The organism is Embleya sp. NPDC008237, from assembly GCF_042956465.1.
Classification (GTDB): Bacteria; Actinomycetota; Actinomycetes; order Streptomycetales; family Streptomycetaceae; genus Embleya.
Map to the genome: position 1 here is coordinate 320,755 of NZ_JBIBGL010000012.1, position 19,048 is coordinate 339,802.

Annotated in this window: 12 protein-coding genes; 4 read left to right on the top strand and 8 right to left on the bottom strand. The window is 71.8% G+C overall.

Features of this window, described 5'->3' with window-relative positions:
• Window positions 1–161: 161 nt before the first annotated feature.
• Together eno and ACFZBU_RS30090 are read right to left on the bottom strand one after the other, a co-directional pair.
• Window positions 162–1,451, bottom strand: coding sequence for a phosphopyruvate hydratase (gene eno, locus ACFZBU_RS30085; protein WP_391586822.1), 1,290 nt, complete (start codon window positions 1,449–1,451; stop codon window positions 162–164).
• A 40-nt stretch (window positions 1,452–1,491) separates the two neighbouring features.
• A complete protein-coding gene (locus ACFZBU_RS30090; protein WP_391586823.1) occupies window positions 1,492–3,021 on the bottom strand; it encodes an IPT/TIG domain-containing protein in 1,530 nt (509 codons plus the stop codon).
• Window positions 3,022–3,516: 495 nt separating this feature from the next.
• On the opposite strand from ACFZBU_RS30090, the gene ACFZBU_RS30095 reads away from it, so the two are divergent.
• Entirely contained in the window at window positions 3,517–3,843 is a 327-nt protein-coding gene (locus ACFZBU_RS30095) for a DUF6299 family protein (protein ID WP_391586824.1), read from the top strand.
• Between the two features lie 81 nt (window positions 3,844–3,924).
• Here the strand turns inward: ACFZBU_RS30095 and ACFZBU_RS30100 are convergent, their stop codons facing one another.
• The 4 genes from ACFZBU_RS30100 to ACFZBU_RS30115 form a co-directional block, all read right to left on the bottom strand.
• Window positions 3,925–6,909, bottom strand: a complete 2,985-nt coding sequence (locus tag ACFZBU_RS30100) for a tetratricopeptide repeat protein (RefSeq protein WP_391586825.1) — start codon at window positions 6,907–6,909, stop codon at window positions 3,925–3,927.
• Window positions 6,910–6,918: 9 nt separating this feature from the next.
• Window positions 6,919–8,754, bottom strand: coding sequence for an HSP90 family protein (locus tag ACFZBU_RS30105; RefSeq protein WP_391586826.1), 1,836 nt, complete (start codon window positions 8,752–8,754; stop codon window positions 6,919–6,921).
• Between the two features lie 122 nt (window positions 8,755–8,876).
• The gene (locus tag ACFZBU_RS30110; RefSeq protein ID WP_391586827.1) at window positions 8,877–10,262 is read right to left on the bottom strand and encodes an LCP family protein; all 1,386 of its coding nucleotides are present in this window, start codon (window positions 10,260–10,262) and stop codon (window positions 8,877–8,879) included.
• A gap of 78 nt (window positions 10,263–10,340) precedes the next feature.
• Window positions 10,341–11,867: an LCP family protein gene (locus ACFZBU_RS30115; protein WP_391586828.1), complete on the bottom strand. Its 1,527-nt coding sequence runs from the start codon at window positions 11,865–11,867 to the stop codon at window positions 10,341–10,343.
• Window positions 11,868–12,142: 275 nt separating this feature from the next.
• Here ACFZBU_RS30115 and ACFZBU_RS30120 point away from each other — a divergent pair, with 275 nt between their 5' ends.
• The 3 genes from ACFZBU_RS30120 to ACFZBU_RS30130 all read left to right on the top strand — a co-directional run bounded on the left by ACFZBU_RS30120 (window position 12,143) and on the right by ACFZBU_RS30130 (window position 15,588).
• Entirely contained in the window at window positions 12,143–13,216 is a 1,074-nt protein-coding gene (locus tag ACFZBU_RS30120) for a glycosyltransferase family 2 protein (RefSeq protein ID WP_391586829.1), read from the top strand.
• 223 nt (window positions 13,217–13,439) lie between these two features.
• Complete coding sequence (locus ACFZBU_RS30125; RefSeq protein WP_391586830.1) at window positions 13,440–14,972, top strand: glycosyltransferase; 1,533 nt, start codon at window positions 13,440–13,442, stop codon at window positions 14,970–14,972.
• 22 nt (window positions 14,973–14,994) lie between these two features.
• On the top strand, window positions 14,995–15,588 hold the full coding sequence (locus ACFZBU_RS30130) for an acyltransferase (RefSeq protein ID WP_391586877.1): 594 nt from the start codon (window positions 14,995–14,997) through the stop codon (window positions 15,586–15,588).
• Between the two features lie 264 nt (window positions 15,589–15,852).
• Here the strand turns inward: ACFZBU_RS30130 and ACFZBU_RS30135 are convergent, their stop codons facing one another.
• Both ACFZBU_RS30135 and ACFZBU_RS30140 read right to left on the bottom strand, forming a co-directional pair.
• Entirely contained in the window at window positions 15,853–16,353 is a 501-nt protein-coding gene (locus ACFZBU_RS30135) for a GNAT family N-acetyltransferase (protein ID WP_391586831.1), read from the bottom strand.
• A 583-nt stretch (window positions 16,354–16,936) separates the two neighbouring features.
• Window positions 16,937–18,796, bottom strand: coding sequence for an LCP family protein (locus tag ACFZBU_RS30140; protein ID WP_391586832.1), 1,860 nt, complete (start codon window positions 18,794–18,796; stop codon window positions 16,937–16,939).
• Window positions 18,797–19,048: the final 252 nt, after the last annotated feature.

A 19,048-nucleotide genomic window follows, 5' to 3' on the forward strand; every position in this document is an offset into this window, starting at 1 on the left:
GGAACTCGGCCCATGGCGCGGCTGTGGCCGGCCGCGGGATGGCTGCGGCCAACTGCCTTGCTGCTGCGGCGAGTTTGTGCAGCGCGTTGGACGCACCGCGACGTCCGGCACCGCGCCTCGCCGCCCTCGCGGCCCGGGCATGATCCGCCGGATCGGCGGGCTCAGCGGCGCAGTGCCTCCGCGCCTGCGTATCGGGCGCCGGCGCCCAAGTGCTGCTCGATGCGAATGAGTTGGTTGTACTTGGCGGTGCGGTCGGAGCGGGACAGGGAACCGGTCTTGATCTGGCCGCAACCCGTGGCCACCGCCAGGTCCGCGATCGTCGTGTCCTCCGTCTCTCCCGAGCGGTGCGACATGACGACGGTGTAGCCCGCGCGGTGGGCGGCGTCGACGGTGGCCAGGGACTCGGTCAGGGTGCCGATCTGATTGACCTTCACCAGGACCGAGTTGGCGACGCCGGAGTCGATGCCCTCGCGCAGGAGGGTCTCGTTCGTGCAGAACACGTCGTCGCCGGTGAGTTGGCAGCGCGCACCGACCCGGGCGGTCAGGTCCCGCCATCCCGTCAGGTCGTCCTCGGCCATCGGGTCCTCGATCGACACGATGGGGTAGGCGTCGATCAACTTGACCAGGTAGTCGGCCTGTTCGACGGGTGAGCGCCGAACTCCTCCCCCGGTGTAGTCGTACACGCCGTCGCGGAAGAACTCGGACGACGCCGGGTCCATGACCAGGCCGATGTCCGTGCCCGGTCGGTACCCCGTGCGCTCGACGGCGGCCAGTACGAAGTCGAGGGCCTCCTCGGCGGTGCGCAGCGCGGGTGCGAAGCCGCCCTCGTTGCCCACGCCCGTGTCGTGCCCGGCGGCGAGGAGGTCCCGGCGCAGGGGTTGGAAGATCTCGGACCCCATCCGCACGGCCTCGGCAAAGGTCTCCGCGCCGATCGGGGCGATCATGAACTCCTGGAAGTCCAGCGGATTGTCGGCGTGCGCACCCCCGTTGACGATGTTCATCATCGGTACGGGCAGCACTCGGGCGTCGGACCCGCCGAAATAGCGGTAGAGCGGCAGCCGGTGGGCGGCGGCTGCGGCCTTGGCGGTGGCCAGGGAGACCCCGAGGATCGCGTTGGCGCCGAGCCTGGACTTGTTGGGGGTGCCGTCCGTGGCGACGCGGACGGCGTCGAGGCCGGCCTGGTCCTCGGCCTCGCGACCGGTGACGGCGGCGGCGAGTTCCGTGTTGACATGGCGTACCGCGTCGTCGACGCCCTTGCCGTGCCGGCGGGCGGGTTCGCCGTCGCGGAGTTCGACGGCCTCGCGAGCGCCGGTCGAAGCGCCGCTGCGGATCCTGCGGGTCTCCGCCGCCGCCCTGTCGAAGGAGACCGCCGGGGACCGCCGAAGCCGTGGGACAGCGGACCGGCTTCGACGACCGAGAAGGCGAGGCCCGGGATTGCCATGGTGGGTCACGCGGGCGAGCGGACCGCAGGTGTCGGCCGGTCGGCCGGGATCACAGCTTGTAGGTGAACTCGTCCGCCGGGCTCGCGGGGGACGAGTAGCCGTTCGACAGCACGGTGACGTTCACGGTCAGGGGATCGGTGATGCCGGTGTCGGGCGGAGGTGCGATCGCGACGATTCGATCGGACTGTGGGGGTTGGGCCAACGCGGCGGCGTTGTTGCCGAAGTAGACCTTGGCGTCGGAGGCGAAGTTCTCGCCGGAGATGGTGACCTGGGTGGTTTTGGGTCCGGTGAGCGGGTTGATGCCGGTGACCACCACGGGCGCGGTGCCGTCGTAGGCGAACCGGCCGGAGGGGACGACGGGAGAAGTGCCCAGGTTGGTGGTGACGCGGACGTCGACGACGCCGGTACCGATTCCCGTGGGCAGGTAGGCGGTGATCACGGTGCCGTTGTCGGAGACGCCGAACCGGGGGCACGGCAGCGTGCCGAAGTCGACCCCGGTGTTGTTGCTGCCGATGCCCAGCCCGGTGCCGTTGATGGTGACCGTGGCGCCGGTCGGTCCGGTGTTCGGGCTGATGGAGGTCACCACCGGACCCGGCAGGACATTCGGTGCGCCGAGCAGGCGCAGGTAGGTGGAATTGGCGTGCTGGTACGCGACCTGGCCCATGAAGTCCTGGAGCGACTTCCTGGTCAGGTTCGGGTCGTAGGAGCCGGGTGCGCTCTTTCCGTAGACGGGGTTGAGCGCGCAGGCGTCACCGGGCTGCGCGTAGACGTTGGGGCCGGGAAGGCCGGCGAGCGTCCCGATGACCGCCTTGACGTCGAAGGTCGCCTCCGGGCCGGGGTCGGGATACCAGTTCTTGGCGGCGGCGAGACCCGTCCAGGCCTGCGGCACCAAGTCCCAGGTGTTGTAGTAGCGCTCGTTGGCGACCCAGGGCAGGGAATCGACGTAGGACGCGAAGTCCGAGCCGCCGGCGCTGGGCGCGGCGAAGGTGTGCAGCGCGAACCGCGGGGTCGCGTTCGACCAGGACTGCGCCAGCAGGTAGGGCGCGACCATGGTCGCGATGCAGCCGCCGAGGCTGTGCCCGATCACCCGGACCGTCGGGTTCGGCGGCGCCTTGACGAGCGCGTTGGCGAGCGCCTTCACCAGGGTGACGCCCACCGAGTTCATGGTGACGACCTGGGTGAACGCCTCCATCGCGCCCTTGGAGACCCAGACCGGGCGTGGCGGCGAGCCGACGGCGGTGAATGGGACCACCGTGCCGACGTCGAGGTCTTCGAGCATGTCGGTCTCACTGGCGACCGTGCCACGGATGACCACGGCGAACTGGTTGGAGCCGTCGATGCTCTTCGCGAGGTAGGCCATGTTCGCGTTGTCCGCGCTCAGCGCGAGCCACTGTTGGCTCCAGTTGTTCCCGGTCGCGAGAGAGGAGTCGGTCAGTTGTTGTTGGATGCCCAGGAAGACCCGGTTGCCGTGCTCCGACAGGGTTTCCCCCGACGGGCGCGAGGGAGCCGCGGACGCGGCGATGGCGGCCAGCGTCATGGCCACCGGGGCCACCGCCGATGGGAGCTGTTCGTTCGACATGCGCACTCTCCTGGCCCCCGACCGCGCCGAATGGGTCGCATCCAACCTACTTTTTGCCGACCGGACATGGCGAAACGCGGGGCAACTCGACTGCGGGTTCATACCTTTGGGCTAGGTCGGGTGGCGCATCGGGCTACTCGGTGGGCCGGCGGCGGCGGATTCGGATGCCCCGGGCCGTCGGCAGTTCGTCCCTCCGTGACCGCGAACGCCGGGGGCCGGCAGCCGCGTTCGGTCCGGCAGCGGACATCGGGCCTTGCGGCAGGTCGGGCGGCTTCGGCGGAGGGGGCGTCGCGCTCGCCGTCCCGTCCGTACGTGTGGGCGAAACCTTTCGGGCTCGCAATCGTTGGCGACGGCATGATGATCACCGCCGGCCGTACGGCCGTGGCCCTGTCCGCCGGATGTGCCGGTCTCCTGCTCGCGCTTGCGCCCGTTGCGGCAGCGCAGGCGCATACGCTCCCGCACGGGGGCGTTCGTGCCGGCGATGACCGGGTCGCGATGGATTCGACCGTGTGGGTGGCGGAGGACGGGACGCTCACCCTCTCGGGGACCTACCGGTGCTCCGCCGACCACGTCGGGACCGTGCTGGTCGGCGGCAACGTCGCCCAGGCCGGCCGGCACTCCTCCATCGGCGGCACCGTGGCCACGTGCGACGGCCGCACGCACACCTGGCGGAACACCGAGCAGCCGTACATCACCTTCGTCCCCGGCCCGGCGAGCGGCGATGCCACGCTGCTCGAACTCCGGCACGACGACGACCTGATCCCCGTACTCCCGAACATCCTCGCCCACGACGCGCGCGACGTGGTGATCCAGCGGGCCTGACACCGCTCTCGGCGCCTCCGCCGCCCGGGCCGCGTCGCGGGGCTCCGGGCGGCGGCGGGAGCGATTGCCGACGTCCGTCGGTCAGTTCTTCGCCAGCTCGTTCCGCAGTTCCCTGAGATCGTCGACGGCGTCGAACCCGGCCGTCCGGCACACCGTCAGCGCCGCGCTCAACCGGTTCACCGCCGTCTGCCGCTGCTCCAGACCGAACGCCTCTATTCGGGCGGCCAGTTGCACCGCATCCAGGTACCCGTGACCCTCCTCCGGCAACAGCGGCACGTACGCCGCCGCCGCCCGGTCGGCCGCGGTCAGCGCCGGATGCAGCCGGTCGGCGCGCGCCAGCAGGTGGGCGAGTTGGTGATGCGTACCGGCCGTCTCGATCGCGATCATCGCCCCCACATCGTCGCCGTCGGCACCCGAACCCGGGCCCGAGGCCGCGCCATCACCGGAGCCGGAACCGGAACCCGACGCCGAGCCGGCCCCCGAGTCGTCACCCACGTCGGCCGAGCCCGACCGGGCCTCCGCCCCCGCGCCCGGCTCCGCGTCCGGACCAGCCCCGGCCACCGAACCCGGATCAGCCCCCGCCAACTCCCGCAGCGCCTCCCCGAACAGCGCCACCGCCCGGTCCACCCCCGACGGGTCCTCCCGGTCCGTGCTGCCGGCGATGTTCCACGCCTTCGCCCGCAGTGCGCGGACGGTCTCGCGTACGTCGCCCTCCGCGCGCAGCAGTTCGATCGCCCGGCCGAACGCGGCCTGCGCCTGCGCGGCCATCCCGGCGTCGTCCAGCGCGTGTGCCGCCGCCACCGCGATCTCCGCCTGGGTGGCCCGATCGGCGACCTTCGTCGCGGCCTCGGCCGCCATCGACAGGTGCTTGGCCGCGTCCCGCGCATCGCCCAGTCGACGCAGGCACATGCCCAGCGCCCACCGTTCGTGCATCGCGTGCTCGGGGCCGTGGTGCGCCTCGATCTCGGGCAGCAGCTCCTCCAGGATCGCCGCGGCCTCCGCGTCCCGGCCCAGGCCGAACAACATGCCCACGGCGCCCCTGCGGCAGGCCGCCGCCATCTCCGCGTCGCCCTCGTCGTCGAAGACGTGCGCGGCCTCCAGCGCGAACGGCAGTGCGTCCTCGGGCCGGTCCTGCGCGCCGACGGCGTTGGCCAGCATGGTCAGCGCGTGGCCGACCGGGAACTGCGGCTCGGCGTAGAAGGCCGCCGTCTCCAGCGCGCCGCGCATGTCCGCCTCCGCCGCCGCCGGGTCGCCCGCCTGCATCCGGACCTGACTGCGCAGGAACAGCGGTCGGCAGGCCAGCCAGGGCCGTTCCGCCTCCCGGCAGAGCGTGATGGCGGTGCTCAGATCCGCCTCGGCGTCGGCCGTACGGTCCTCCTGGAGCGCCTGCTCCGCGCGCAGGTGCAGCGCCGCCGCCTGCCGGTGCCCCAGCCCGTGGTCCCGGCCCAGATCGTGCAGCTCGGTCAGGATCTCGTCCACGTCGTCGGCCCCGGTCGTCAGGGCCACGATCGCGCGGTGGTGCAACACCAGAGCCAGCGGTGCGGCGTCGTCCGGCAGGAATCCCTCGGCCCTGGCCCGGGCCGCGTCGAAAAGCCCGATCGCGTCGGCCTCCTCGGCCCGGAACCGGGCCATCGCGGTGCGCACCTCGGCGCCCACCGCCCGCCCCGGCGCGCCGGCCGCCTCGTAGCCGGCCGCGGCTCGGGTCAGCGCCGCGATGCCCGCCGCGAACTCGCCCTCCTCGGCCAGGTCGATGCCCTCCGCCTCGGTGATCGCGGCGAGCGCGAAAGCGTCCACGTCCTGTCCATGCTCGCGTGCCGCCGCCGCGTAGTCGCGCCACGCCGCATCCGAACGGGGATGCCCCTGCGCGTCCAACTCGCGCGCACGGGAAAGCAGTTCCGAAGCGTCCCGGGCAGCCGACGCGGCCGCAGGCCGGACCGGCGCGGCCGACGACGGCGCGGCCACCCGGGCCGAACGCAGGCCCAACGGCAGCGATTTCGCCACGGGCGCCGCCGCCAACCGGCGGCGCACCCGCGAACTCACCGCGTCGTTGCCGTTGCGCGCGTCGAAGCGGGCGGTGATCTCGAACAGTTCGCGTTCGACCGTGTCGCGCAGCGCACCGGCCGTGTTGTCCTCGAAGACCACCAACCCGGGGCCGCCGACCGCGACCAGCCGGCGCAGCAGCACCGCGACGCCGGCGAGGAAGTCGGAGTGGTCGGACGGGTCGCTCTGCGGACGCTCCAGCCAGGCGCGGTGCTCGGCCAGGATCTCGATCCCGCGGCCCTCGTTGCCGGTCAGGGCACAGAACTCGATGTGCTCGGCGACCGCCGCGTAGGTGCTCACCTTGCCCCGCACGGAACGGTAGCCGCGCAGGTGGTGTGCCCGGGCCCGATCCGGATCGCCCTCGCGCACGAGCGGCAACATCGACGCGGCCAGCGAGACCTGCGGCTCCTCGGCGCAGGTCAACGCGCCGTCCAGGGTGGGCGCGAGCAGTTCCAGCGCGTCCGCGTCCCGGCTCTGCGCGATCAACCAGCGGGCCTGCTCGCGCCGTTCGCACGCGTCGCAGTCGGCGAGCCGGTCGCGATCGGCCGCCAGCCACGCGTCGAACGCCTCCGCGCTCTCCGCGTCGGCGCCGATGTGTCGGGCCAGGTAGAACCGGCTCTGGTGGACCGGCCGCAGGCTGTGTCCGGCGGTGCGATAGCGGCGCTCCATGTCGGCGAGGTAGCCGCGGATCGCCGGCAGCGGCACGTCGGGCACCGCGAGCAGCGAGCTGGTGATCCACTTGAGATCCCAGAACAGGTGGTGGGTCAACTGCTCGTCGAAGCCCTCGGGATGCTCGTCCCACAGCCTGAGCAGGCGGGAGAGCGGGACCGGCGTACGCGGCGACTCGCCACCGTAGTTGTACGCGGTGATCAACCGCAGCAGCGCCCACGCGAGGTTCTCGTCGTTGCCCATCCGCTCGGCGACCACGACCAGTTCCTCGGCGCGGGCGGTACGTGCCTTTCCGTACGGCAGTTCCTCGTTCGCGTCCAGGGCAGCGAAGAACCCGGCGTCGTCACGGATGTCCATCAAGGGTTCCTATTCGGCGGGGTTCGGCTGGTGGACCGCCCGCTCCAGCAGGCCGAGGAAGGATCGGCCGAGCAGGCCGGTCTCGGCCGAGGTGAGCGGTCGGTGGCTGAGCAACAGGGCCTGGCCGTACAGTCCTTCGACCGCGGCCCGGGCCAGTTCGGGATCGTCGAGCCCGGCGATCCGGCGGACCAGCGGGTTGAGGTGGTTGAGCACGAGCCGGGCACGCGGGCCCTGGCCGCGCAGCGAGCCCAGGATTCCCGACCACAGATCGTCGCCGCGGCCGGCCGCGTCCTGCTCGGCCTCGGCCCGACCGCGCTCGCCGCGCGCGTCCCGCCCGTCGAGCAGCAGCGCGGGCACGGTGACCGGCTGGAACGTGCGCAGCGACACGTCGCACGAGAGCGGATCCAGCGCGGCCCGCGCATGCGCGAGGAAGTTCGCCGCCGCCAGTTCGGCGCTCGGGTCGACCGAGTCCAGGTGCGCGGTGACGGTGTCCGGGTCGAGTTCGGTGACGGTGGTGCCCGGGCGGATCTCGGCCAGCCGGTGGACCAGGTCCAAGTCGTAGGTGTAGCCGCCGTTGACCACGCCCAGCCCGGCCGCCGCCGCGATCGGCGCGACCTGGCGGTACTCCTCCACGGTCGGCGTCACGTGCACGACCGGGTGCCGGCGGGCGAACTCGTCGAGCGCGATCCGCCCGTCGGTGGTCTCGAACGGCAACCACGGCAGGACCAGCCGCAACAACTCGTCGTCGTGCCTGGCGAGCGCCTTCACGCCCAGGTGATGCACGCTCAGGAACCGGGCCAGCCGCGGCTGGTCGTGCGCGGCCAGCTCGGCCAGCCAGTCCCGGATGTGCCCGCCGAGCGCGTCCCGCACCCCGGCGAGCGACTCGTCGTCGTACAGGCTCTCCCGCGAAGCGGTGGGCCGCAGCGTGTCGGTGTCCACGACGCAGCGCACGAAGAACGCCCAGTCGGGCAGCAGCCCGTCGGCATTCTCGGTGAGCAACATGCCCTTGAGATGCACCCGGTGCTTGCCGCGCATCGCCGGACTGACCGCCTCCGGCAGCACGAACGCCGCGCCCCGCACGCCCGCGAGCGGCACGTCCAGGTCGATCACGTCCAGCGGGGTGAAGCCGAGTCGGCTCTCGCAGTACGCGGCGAGCGCGGCCCGGCGACGCTCCGGCGTGGGGTACGGGCGATCCCAGACCGCGGGGGTGTCGGTGATCGGCGTGTGCTCGCCGTCGGCCACGACGGTGACCGGGTACGGCAGGAGCGCGCCGAAGTCGCGGGCGAGTTCGATCACCCGGTCCGCGGCGAACCACGACTCGCTGCCCCGACGCGGCGTCAGGAACACCGTGGTGCCCGGCTCTTCGCGCTCCTCGGGGGCCAGGGTGCGCACCGTGTAGCGGCCGTCGGCGCCGGCCTTCCATTCCACCGGCGGCGCGTCCGCCGCCTGGGCCGAGCGGGTGACCACGGTGATCTCGTCGGCGACCACGAAGCACGCGAGCAGGCCGATGCCGAACTGGCCGATGTAGTCGCGCCGGGCGCTCTCCAGCGCATCCCGCTTGGAACTGCGCCCGATGGTGGCCAGGAAGCGGTGCACGTCGGCCTCGGTCAGCCCGACGCCGGTGTCGGTGACCCGAAGGCCGCCGTCCTCCACGGTGATCGTGATCGCCGCAGGGGCCTGTGAGTCCGCGGCCCGCCGCGCGGTGACCGCGTCGACGCCGTTCTGCAGCAGCTCACGCAGGTATACCCGGGGGCTGGAGTAGAGGTGGTGCGACAACAGGTCGACCAGACCGCGCAGATCGACCTGGAAGGTGTGGTCTGCGGCGGTTATCGCGGCATCGTTCATGCGGACTTCGTCACCTCGGGGCAGGGTCGCCGGCCGACATCCCGGCCGAGTGCTGATGGTACGAAACGGCGGGGACAGGCGGCGAATCACTTGTCCGGCCGCCGGTCCCCACCGATCCGGGGTCAGCGCTTGGGCGCGTCCACCGTCCGCCCGTCGCGCAGCGCCTGGAACAGCGCCTTCGCGCCCTTGTCGTCCCACAGCACGGTGGAGCCGACGTTCTTGACCTCGTATCCGGGGTTCGAGATCGGCACCGTGGTGGTGACCCCGTCGCCGCCGGACAGGCTGCCCATGTCCTTGAACAGGTCGTACAGGTCGAACAGGCCGGTGTCGTCGTCCACGGTCACCGCGCCGAGCGAGGCGTCGGCCACCGGGAACGCGCTGAACGGGTTGAGCAGGATTCCGGCCGACTTGGCCTTCTTCGCCAGCGCGCTGAGGAACAGCTGCTGATTCTCCATCCGGGCCAGGTCGGAGCGCGCCGGGTCGTAGTAGCGGGACCGCACGAAGGCGAGCGCCTGCGCGCCGTCCAGCGTCTGGCAACCGGCCTCCAGGTCCGCGCCGGACTTCTTGTCCTTGATCGGACCCTTGAGGCAGATGTCCACGCCGTCCATCGCGTTGACGATGTTGTTGAACCCGCCGAATCCGATCTCCGCGTAGTGGTCGAGCCGCATGCCGGTGGCCATCTCCACGGTGCGGGCGAGCAGCGGCGCGCCGCCCTTCTCGAAGGCGGCGTTCAGCTTGTTCTTCTGTGCGTTGACCGTCTTGCCGTTCTTGCTGAACGCCGGGATGTCCACGTAGGAGTCGCGCGGCAGGCTGATCAGCGCGGTGCCGCCCTTGCCCTTGTGCAGCAGCATCATCGAGTCGGTGCGCTTGCCCGGGGCCTTGCCGGTGTGCAGCTTTTTGCGATCGGTGGCGTCCAGGCCCTCGCGGCTGTCCGAGCCGACGATCAGCCACGTGGTGCCTTCGGACGCGGCCGGTCGGCCCTTGTAGTCGTCCAGGACGTCCTCGTGTTGGATCTTCGAGTCGGCCCAGAAGTAGGTCACCGTGCCGAAGACCACCACGAGCGCGACGAAGACGCCGAGGCCGATGAGGATGCGCTTCTTCCAGTTGACCGGGCCGCGCGGACGCCGCGGCGGGCCGCCGGGACGACCCGGGCCGTCGGGCCCGTCGGGCCGACCGGGGCCGCCGGGGCCCTCGGGGCCGGAGGGCCCGCGCTGCGGCGGCGGGCCCACCGGGGCGGGCGGTGCGCCGTGCGCGTCGGCGATCGGCGGCTGCGGCGGGTAGCCGTCCGCGCCGGGCGGGCGCTGTACGGGCGGCACGCCGGCCTGCGGCGAGTGCGCCGCGGGTGCGGGCGGGTACCCGCCCGGCTGCGGTGGATACGCGTTCGGCTGCGGCGGATGCCCGCCGGGTGCCTGCTGCGGGTGGCCGCCGGGGCGGCTCGGAATCGTTCCCGGAGGGGGCTGCTGTGGCTGTTGGTCGCCATCCGCCCACCCCGGCGGCCAATTGTTCATGACACCGAAGCTTGCACCCGATCAGCCGCGAGGCAACCGAATGTCGATTTCATCGACCATCTGTTCCACAGTTGATGCTCACTTCTTACACGAGACCTCGTCACCGGATTTGGCGGAGAATGCCGGATTCGGCGTGGCACCGACCAACGGCTGCTCGGTGGGCGCGCCGCCGACCCGCACCGGGGTCACCCCGGCGTACGACGAGCCCGCGATCACCTCGATCGTCCGCCCCAGGCCGGTGACCGGCTCCGGGGTCGCGCCCGGCAGCGCGGCCTGCACCGTCTTGACCGAGCGGTTCCACCTGGGGTCGTACCGGATGATCGTGCGCACGCCGTCGGTCGAGGTCGAGGTCCGCGGCGGCCCGGCCATCGCGAAGCCCAGGCCCTTGAGGTCCTCGTGCGCGCGGGTGCCCAGGCCCGTGGCCTGCCCGCCGTTGTACACCTGGACCGAGATCTCGTTCGGCGCCACCTCCACCGACACCGGGGTGGGCGCGGGGGCGTCGGTCGAGCCCGGGGTGTCGGGCTTCTTCTCCGGCGTCGGCGTGATCAGGTCCTTGTCCTCGCGGATCGCCCGGAACAGGCCCGCGGCCTTGGCGTCGTCCCACAACACCGTCGAGCCCCAGTCCGGGACCTGGTGGTCGATGCTCTTGAGCGGCACCTGTGCGTAGGTGACGCCGGAGTTGGACAGGTTCCGGAGCTTGCCGCCCAACTCCAGGAAGGACTGCGGGCTCATGCCCTCGTCCACCTTGATCGAGCCGAGCACCGCGTCCAGCACGTTCTTGAGCTTGAGCGGGTCGGTCAGCGTGCCGGACGACGTCGCCTTCGCGAGCACCTGGGTCATGAACTTCTGCTGGCGCTGGGTACGGCCGATGTCGCCGGTCGGGTCGCTGGCGATGTACCGGGCCCGGACGAACTGCAGCGCCTTGACCCCGTCGAGCCTGCTGGTGCCCGCGGGCAGGTCGAGGCCGGACTTGGGGTCGCGCAGCGGCTTGGGCGTACACATCTCGATGCCGCCGAGGGTGTCCACGACGCTGACGAACGAGACGAAGTTGACCTCGATGTAGTGGTCGATTCGGATCCCGGTGGCCTTCTCCACGGTGGCCACCGTGAGCGGCGGGCCGCCGAGCGTGTACGCGGCGTTGATCTTGCCCTTGGACGGGCCGCGCTGCTCGCCGGTGGCCTTGTCCTTGTGCGCCGGGAACTCCACGTAGCTGTCCCGCGGCAGGCTGGTGATGGTCGCGCGGTCCCGCTTGGCGTTGAGGTGCACGATCATCACCGTGTCGGTGCAGTCGCAGGACTCGCCGCCGGCGTGCAGCTTCTCCAGCGTGTCCTTGGAGATGCCGGCACGGTTGTCCGACCCGACGATCAGGAAGTTGAGGTCCTTGCCGGATCCGGTGTCCGGGCGGTTGTCCAGGCCCTTGAACGGATCTATCCGCTGGATCTTCCCGTCGAAGTGCTTGACCCAGGCCCAGCCGATGCCGCTGGTCGCCAGGATCGCCGCCGCGAGCACACCGGTGATCAACACGAGCCAATTGCGGCCGACGTTGCGCTCGTTCCGGTCGCCGTTCGCGGTTCTCGCCGAGGGTCGTCCGCCAGTCGTCGCCATGGGGTGCGGTGTCCCTCCTCGCGGACCGATCTCGTCCCGCCGTTCGCTGCGCACACCCTCCCGGCGCGCGTCGTGCGGATGTCCATCCGTACCCGCGTACACCCGAAGGACGCCTGGGCGGCCGACCACGGTTGCGGTGCTGCGCGTCGAACCACCGTAAAGCGGGATCGAGCGGGAACGGCCGCGGCACGCCGACGACCGCGCGGGCAGGCCCGCCCGGTCGCCTGCTCGGTCGATGTCGGCCGGGCGGCCCGTTCGCAGTACGCTCCGAGGCGATGAATCCCACTGCCGACGAGCCCGCCACCCACGAACCTCCGGTTCGCCGAGCGGAGCCGCTTCCCGAAAAACCGCCCGTCTCCGTGATCATGCCGGTGCTCAACGAGTCCCGACACCTCGAAGAGGCCGTCGGTCGTGTGCTCGCGCAGGACTATCCCGGCGAGATCGAAGTGGTGATCGCGCTCGGACCGTCCACGGACGACACCGACGAGATCGCCGCCCGGCTGGTCGCGAACGATTCCCGTGTGCGCACCGTCCCCAATCCCACCGGCCGCACCCCCAGCGCACTCAACGCGGCGATCCGCGCCTCGCGGCACCCCGTGATCGTGCGGGTGGACGGCCACGGCATCCTGCCCGCCCGATACATCTCCACCGCGGTCCGGCTGCTCGCGGAGACCGGTGCGGCCAACGTCGGCGGGCTGATGCACGCCGAGGGCACCACCCCCTACGAGGAGGCCGTCGCGCGCGCGATGACCTCCAAGCTCGGCGTCGGCAACGCGCGCTTCCACACCGGCGGCGGCGCGGGGCCCTCCGACACCGTCTACCTCGGCGTGTTCCGGCGCGAGGTGTTGGAGGAGCTGGGCGGCTACAACGAGGAGTTCGAGCGGGCCCAGGACTGGGAGCTGAACTACCGGATCCGCGAGGCCGGTTACCTGATCTGGTTCTCGCCCGAGTTGGAGGTCTCCTACCGCCCGCGGCCGACCACCAAGGCGCTGGCCAAGCAGTACTTCAACTACGGCCGGTGGCGTCGGGTCGTCTCCCGGCACCACCAGGGCTCGGTGAACCTGCGCTACCTGGCCCCGCCGGCCGCGCTCGCGGCGGTGGCCGCCGGCACGGTGGTGGGCCTGTCCGGGCGCAAGGTCGGCTGGCTGGTGCCCGGCGGGTACGCGGCGGGCATCCTGGCCGGCGCCGCGTGGGAGGGCCGCGACCTGAGCCCGGGCGCGCTGGTGCGGCTGCCGGGTGTGCTCGCGACGATGCACGGATCCTGGGGCGCGGGCTTCCTGACCAGCCCGAAGAGCCTGGCCGATCGGGTCGAGGCGGGGACCGCGCAGCTCGAGGAGGAGTCCGGGTAGTCCACTCCGTGCAGTGCCTCGTCGGCCCGGGTCGCCAGTGTGTGCGACTCGGGCCGACGTGCGTGTACGGGGCGGTGCGCGCCGCCCGATCGGCCCGACGCGCCGTCTTCCCGGCCGGAAACCGGGTCCTCTCGGTAAAGCCAAGTAACGTGGCCGCCCTGGTCACCGCTCGTCCCCGGTGACAGTCTGTGAACAGTCGGCACGGCCTTGGGAGACGACGGCGATGAGCGACAGGGACTCGGCTGTGGCCGCGGGAGTGGCGATTCCGGACGCCCGGCAGGCCGCGGAGGATCGTGGCTTCACCCCGCCCGCGCGGCTGCGGCGGCTGGTCGTCACCCACACGGAGGTGGGCGAGGAGCATCCGACCGAACCGGTCGAGGGTGCCTACGTGCTGCGGGTCGTGCCCGCCGAGACGGTCGCGGTGACCACGTCGGTCGAGGTGACCGAGACCGGGGTGGTGCGCTCCCTGCGCGTGCCGGTCGACCCGGTACGCACCGCCCGACTGGCCGCCGCCCGGGCCGCGGTCGAGGCGCTCGACGGTGGTGGCGTGCTCAGGGGGCTGCGGCGGATCATGGCCCAGCGCGACCTGGAGGCGGTCCGGCGCACCCATCGTGCGGAGGCCGAACGGGACGCCGAGGCGTGGGCGCGGCGCTGCGAGCAGGCGTACGAGCCGTATCTGCGCGCGTTCGCCGCCGATGCGGAGCCGGTGCCCGCGTCCGCTCCGGTGCTGGGGATCGGGCCGACCAATACCGGCGGGCAGGGGCACGCGTGGGCCCGCGCGGTCGAGCGACACCTGCCGGGGGTGCGGGCCGAGGCGTCCGCGCTCAGTTCGGCGAACACCCCGGGCCATCCCAGCGACCAGGCGATCGCCACCGACGACTGGCTGTCCACCCGATGGCAGTTGGGTCGACTGGCCCGGGTGCTGGACCGCTACACACACGTGTTGGCGGAGGGCGGGATGCCCGCGTTCGGCCGCCTCGGCGGCTCCTGGGTGGACACCGACCTGGCCGAGCTGCGGGCGGCCGGGATCTCGCTCGGACTGGTGCTGTACGGCTCGGAGGCACGCGATCCGGCGGCGCACCGGGCCCGGGTGGAGTTCTCGCCGTTCGACCCGCGCTACGAGCTGACCCACGCGCTGCAGGCCAAGGTGGACCGGCTGTTGCCGATCCTGCGCGGCCTGGATGTGCCGACCTTCGTGGCCACGCCCGACCTGATCGCCGACGTGCCGGACGCGGTGTGGCTGCCGGCCGCGATCGACCCTTCGGCATGGCGGACCGGCAAGCCGGTGCTGGCCCGCGAACGCCCGGTCGTGGTGCACGTGATGACCAGTCCGTTCCTGCGCGGCACCGCGCGGATCGAACCGACCCTGCACCGGCTGCACGAGATCGGTCTGATCGAGTACCGCCGCATCCTGAACCGACCGGCCGCCGAACTCCCGGCGCTGTTCGCGGATGCCGACATCGTGCTCGACCAGTTCGGGTGCGGTTCCTACGGCATGACGTCGTGTCAGGCGCTCGCGGCGGGTCGGCTGACGATCTGTTACCTGCACGAGTCGGCGACCGAGCACCTGCCGGCCGACCTGCCGATCCGCGGGGCCGATCCGAACTCGCTGGCCGAGGTGCTGGAAGAGGTTGTCGCCGAACCGGAGGCGGCCCGCGAACTGGCCGCGCGGGGGCCGGCGTACGTCGCCGAGCACCACGACGGTCGGCGCTCGGCCCGCGTCCTCGCCGATTTCCTGGGCGTGGCGGCCGAGTGAGCACTAGCGTTCGGGGGTGGCTATCGACCCGAGCGCGGATGTGGACGAGTCGGCGACCCTCGGCGAGGGTACCCGGGTGTGGCACCTCGCCCAGATTCGAGAGGATGCGGTCCTCGGCGCGAACTGCGTGATCGGCCGGGGCGCCTACATCGGGCCCGCGGTCCGGATCGGCGCCAACGTCAAGGTGCAAAACCATGCGCTGGTCTACGAACCCGCGGTCCTGGAGGACGGTGTCTTCATCGGCCCGGCGGTCGTGCTGACCAACGACATGTATCCCCGCGCGGTCACTCCGAACGGCCTGCTCAAGGGCGAACAGGACTGGCACGCCCAGGGCGTGACGGTCCGTCAGGGAGCCGCGGTGGGCGCCCGCAGCGTGGTCGTCGCGGGCGTCACGATCGGCCGCTGGGCCCTGATCGCAGCCGGAGCGGTGGTCCACCGCGACGTCCCCGACCACGCCCTGATGGCCGGCGTCCCGGCCCGCCGCATCAAATGGGTCGGCCGCGCAGGCACCCCCCTGACCCCGACCGACGACGGCCACTGGCACTGCCCGCAAACCGGCGAACACTACACGGAACGCGACGGCGAACTGACTCTGAACCCACCACCGGAGGGGTAGCCACGCCTCGCTGAGCGGCGGGCGCCTCCACGGCGTGCCAAAGCACCGAACGCCGCCTGCCGAACGGACTCGGCTGCCCGCCCGGGCCCGTTCCGGAGTGCGTCGAAGCGGGCGAGTGCCGATCCGAGGGGGTCGGCGGAGCGGGTCCCGTGCCGTCACGACGCGCGAGCAGCGGTTGGCACCTCCGTAGATCTGCATGATCTCGGCCGCGCGTGCGTACGGCTGTCCGGGCCCGGATCGGGTGCGTTCGTCGGCACTGCCGGATCAGTCGACGTCGAGGGTGGCCTTGATGGTGTCGCCGTTGGGGTCGGGGGTGGGGCGGTGGTGGAGGTCGGCGCCGGCGGTGGTGAGGAGGCGTTGGGCGGCGGTGTTGGTTTCGGTCGTGCTTGCCACGATGCGGGTCGCGCCCTGGGACTTGGCCTCGGCGCGCAGGAGAGCGACGACGGCGTGGCCGATGCCTTGGCCGCGATGGGAGCGGCCGATCCACAGGCCGGCCTCCAAGGCGTCGTCCGGGGCTTCCGGGGCGGGCTGGAGGCGGGCCGCGCCCACCACGCGGTCGGCGACCAGGATCGCGTAGGTGGTGGGGGTGGCCGCCCATTCGTGATGGAAGGCCAGGAAGGCGGCTCGGCGGTCGGCGGTCCAGCCGGGCGGGCCGGGTACGGCCGGCATCACCTCCGCCGGATCGGCGTCCGCCACCGCGGCGTCCAGGAGGGCGGCCGTCAAGTCTTCGTCCAGTCGGCGCAGTTGCACCCGTGCGTTGTCCACCCCCGGAGCGTGTCCGCCTCCGGCGACCCACGTCAAACGCGTTGGCCCGCCTGCGGTGCCGACGGTCGTGCATCGGGTGCCCGACCGCACCCATCGGACGGCCACGTCGCCGGTCGCGCCCCGTTGCGCCGGTGCCCCTGCCACCGACCACCACGGCACCCTCGACCTCGACCGGACACCACCCACCCCCCACACCGACGCCCCCGCGCCCACGCACGTGCACCCGCACCCGCGACAGCACCCGCGCCGCCTTTCCGTAGCGCCCGCTCGCGCCGAGCCGGCCGGTTCACGCACCCGCACCCGCGACAGCACCGCGCTGCCCTTCCGCAACGCCCGCTCGCGCCGAGCCGGCCGGTTCACGCACCCGCACCCGCCCACGCACCCGAGCTGCCTTTCTGCAACGCCCGCTCGGGCCAGTCCGCTTGATGCACGCACGTGCACCCGCACCCGCGCTGCCCCTTCGCAACGCCCGCGCGCGCCGAGCCGCGCGGCCCGACCTGTCCACCCGGCTCGAATCGCCGACGGCCGCCCGCTTCCTCCCCGTTCGGGAGGTGGCGGGCGGCCGTGGGGGTGTGGGGTGGGGCTATTTGTTCTTCTTCGGCGCGCAGACGTTCTTGTCCGCCGTCTCCAGGTCGATGTTCTTCGGGGGATCGCTCGGCGGAGCACCCGCGACCGGGGGTGGTGTGGCGGGGAAGTCCTTGCCGATCAGGACCTCGAAGCGGGTCAGCGTCGTGGATGTGGTCTCGACCAGTGCGCCGTCGCCGAGGCCGGTCGCGGCGGCCAGTGCCTTCGCGGCGTCCAGGCGGCCCTTGGGATAGGTGATCGTGCTCGTCGGGTGGATCTTGCCGTCCCTGGCGTTGCCCGATGCGACCGCGACGAACTTGCGCCCGACCAGGTCCGCCGCAACCTCGTTGGCGCGCTTGTTGACGCCGCTGCCATTGCGTACGTCGACCTTGACCGTGGCCGGATCCACCTTCGGCGCCTCGGGCGTCGGCGGGGCCGGTTGCTGCTCACCCGCGGGCTTGTCGTCCTTGGTGACGGGCGTGTCGTTGCGCAGCATCGCCATCAGGTTGTTCGCCTCGGGCTGCTTGGGCTGCACCTTGGCCTTGGGCTGCGGCGGGTATTCCTCGATCGGCAGCGTGGTGAACGCCATCCGCTTCTCCGGGACCTTCTTCAACTGGTTGCCCAGCGAGATCAGCTTGTCCACGGCGCCGAGGCCCTTGTCCACCGTCAGCGACTCCACCGCGATGTTGGCGATCTTGAACATGCCCTCGACGTTGGTCAGCGACGCGCTGCTCTTCAGCTTGCGGGTGAGCGCCATCAGGAACGCCTTCTGCGCCTTGATCCGGGCCAGGTCGCTGCCGTCGCCGAAGGCGTGCCGCGCGCGCAGGAACTTCAGCGCGGTCTCGCCGCTGAGGTTCTGATCGCCGGCGCCGAGCTTGAGGTCGGTGCCGCCCTGTCCGTTGGGCAGTACCGGGTCGTTGATCGGCTCCGAGATGCACATGTCCACGCCGTCGACGGCGTCGGTCATCTTCTTCACGCCGGTGAAGTCGATCATGATGTAGTGGTCCACCTGGACCCCGAGCATCTTGTCGACGGTGGAGACCGTGCACGGCGGACCGCCGTTGGCCAGGCTCTCGTTGAAGGACTGGGGCCCGTTGGACGCCGGGTAGGTCTTGCCGTCCACGACGCACTTGGGGATCTGCACCATGGTGTCGCGGGGGATGCTGACCAGCGTCGCGTTGCTGCGGTCGGCCGAGACGTGCATCAGGATCGTGACGTCGGCGAGACCCTCGGTGTGCTCGGCCGCGCCGTACTTCTTGCCGAGACCCTTACGGCTGTCGTTGCCGATCAGCACGATGTTCAGCGGCTTGCGCCCGAACGCGTCCTCCTCGGCCTTGGGGACGCCCTCACTGCCCGCGTTCTTCGCGGTGGTGGATATTTTGCTGTCGAGGTACTTCTTGTACCCGTACGCGGTACCGGCCAGCACCACGAGCAGGCCGACCACCGAGATGGCGATCCACTTGAGCCGCTTCTTGACCTTGCTCTTGGGTGGCCCCTCGCTCCGCGCACCGCTGCGGGCTCCCGCGCGTCCGGCGGGAGCGCTGCCCGCGCGCTCCCGGCGTCGAGGCGGGCCGTCGTCGGCTTCCCGACCGGACGCCGCGTCCACCGCGGACGGGCGTCGGCCCTCGGGATTCGCGGCCCGCGAACGCGGCCGGGCGGCGCCGGAGCCGTCCGAGCCGGAACCGGCGGCGGGAGCACCGGCGGAACCGCTGCCCGAACCACCGGCGGGTCCGGCGCCGGGGCCGCCCGGCGCCCGCAACTCGAAGCTGCCGGTGTCCGGGTTCATCACCCACATGTCCGCGACGTCCGCGTCGTCCATGCCGCCCAGGGGATCGTTGTCCCCGGGCGTGCCACGGTGCGGCCCGTTCCCTCTGTTCACGCCGAGATTCCCTCCGGCTGTATCCGCCGCACGGTCCCCCCGGGCTGTGCTCGGTCCTGATGGGCGACACCGGGGTTCCGGAGGCATCCGCACGGAACCCGACGGTGATACGTGATGGTCGGTTTGGAAGCAGCCACCATAACCGGCGAGATCTCGCCATGGTCACCGAGACTGCGAAGTCCTGACACTCGGATCATCGGAAAAGGTACGAAATCCTTCACCGATGGTTCCGGATCCGCTGTCGGTCGATCG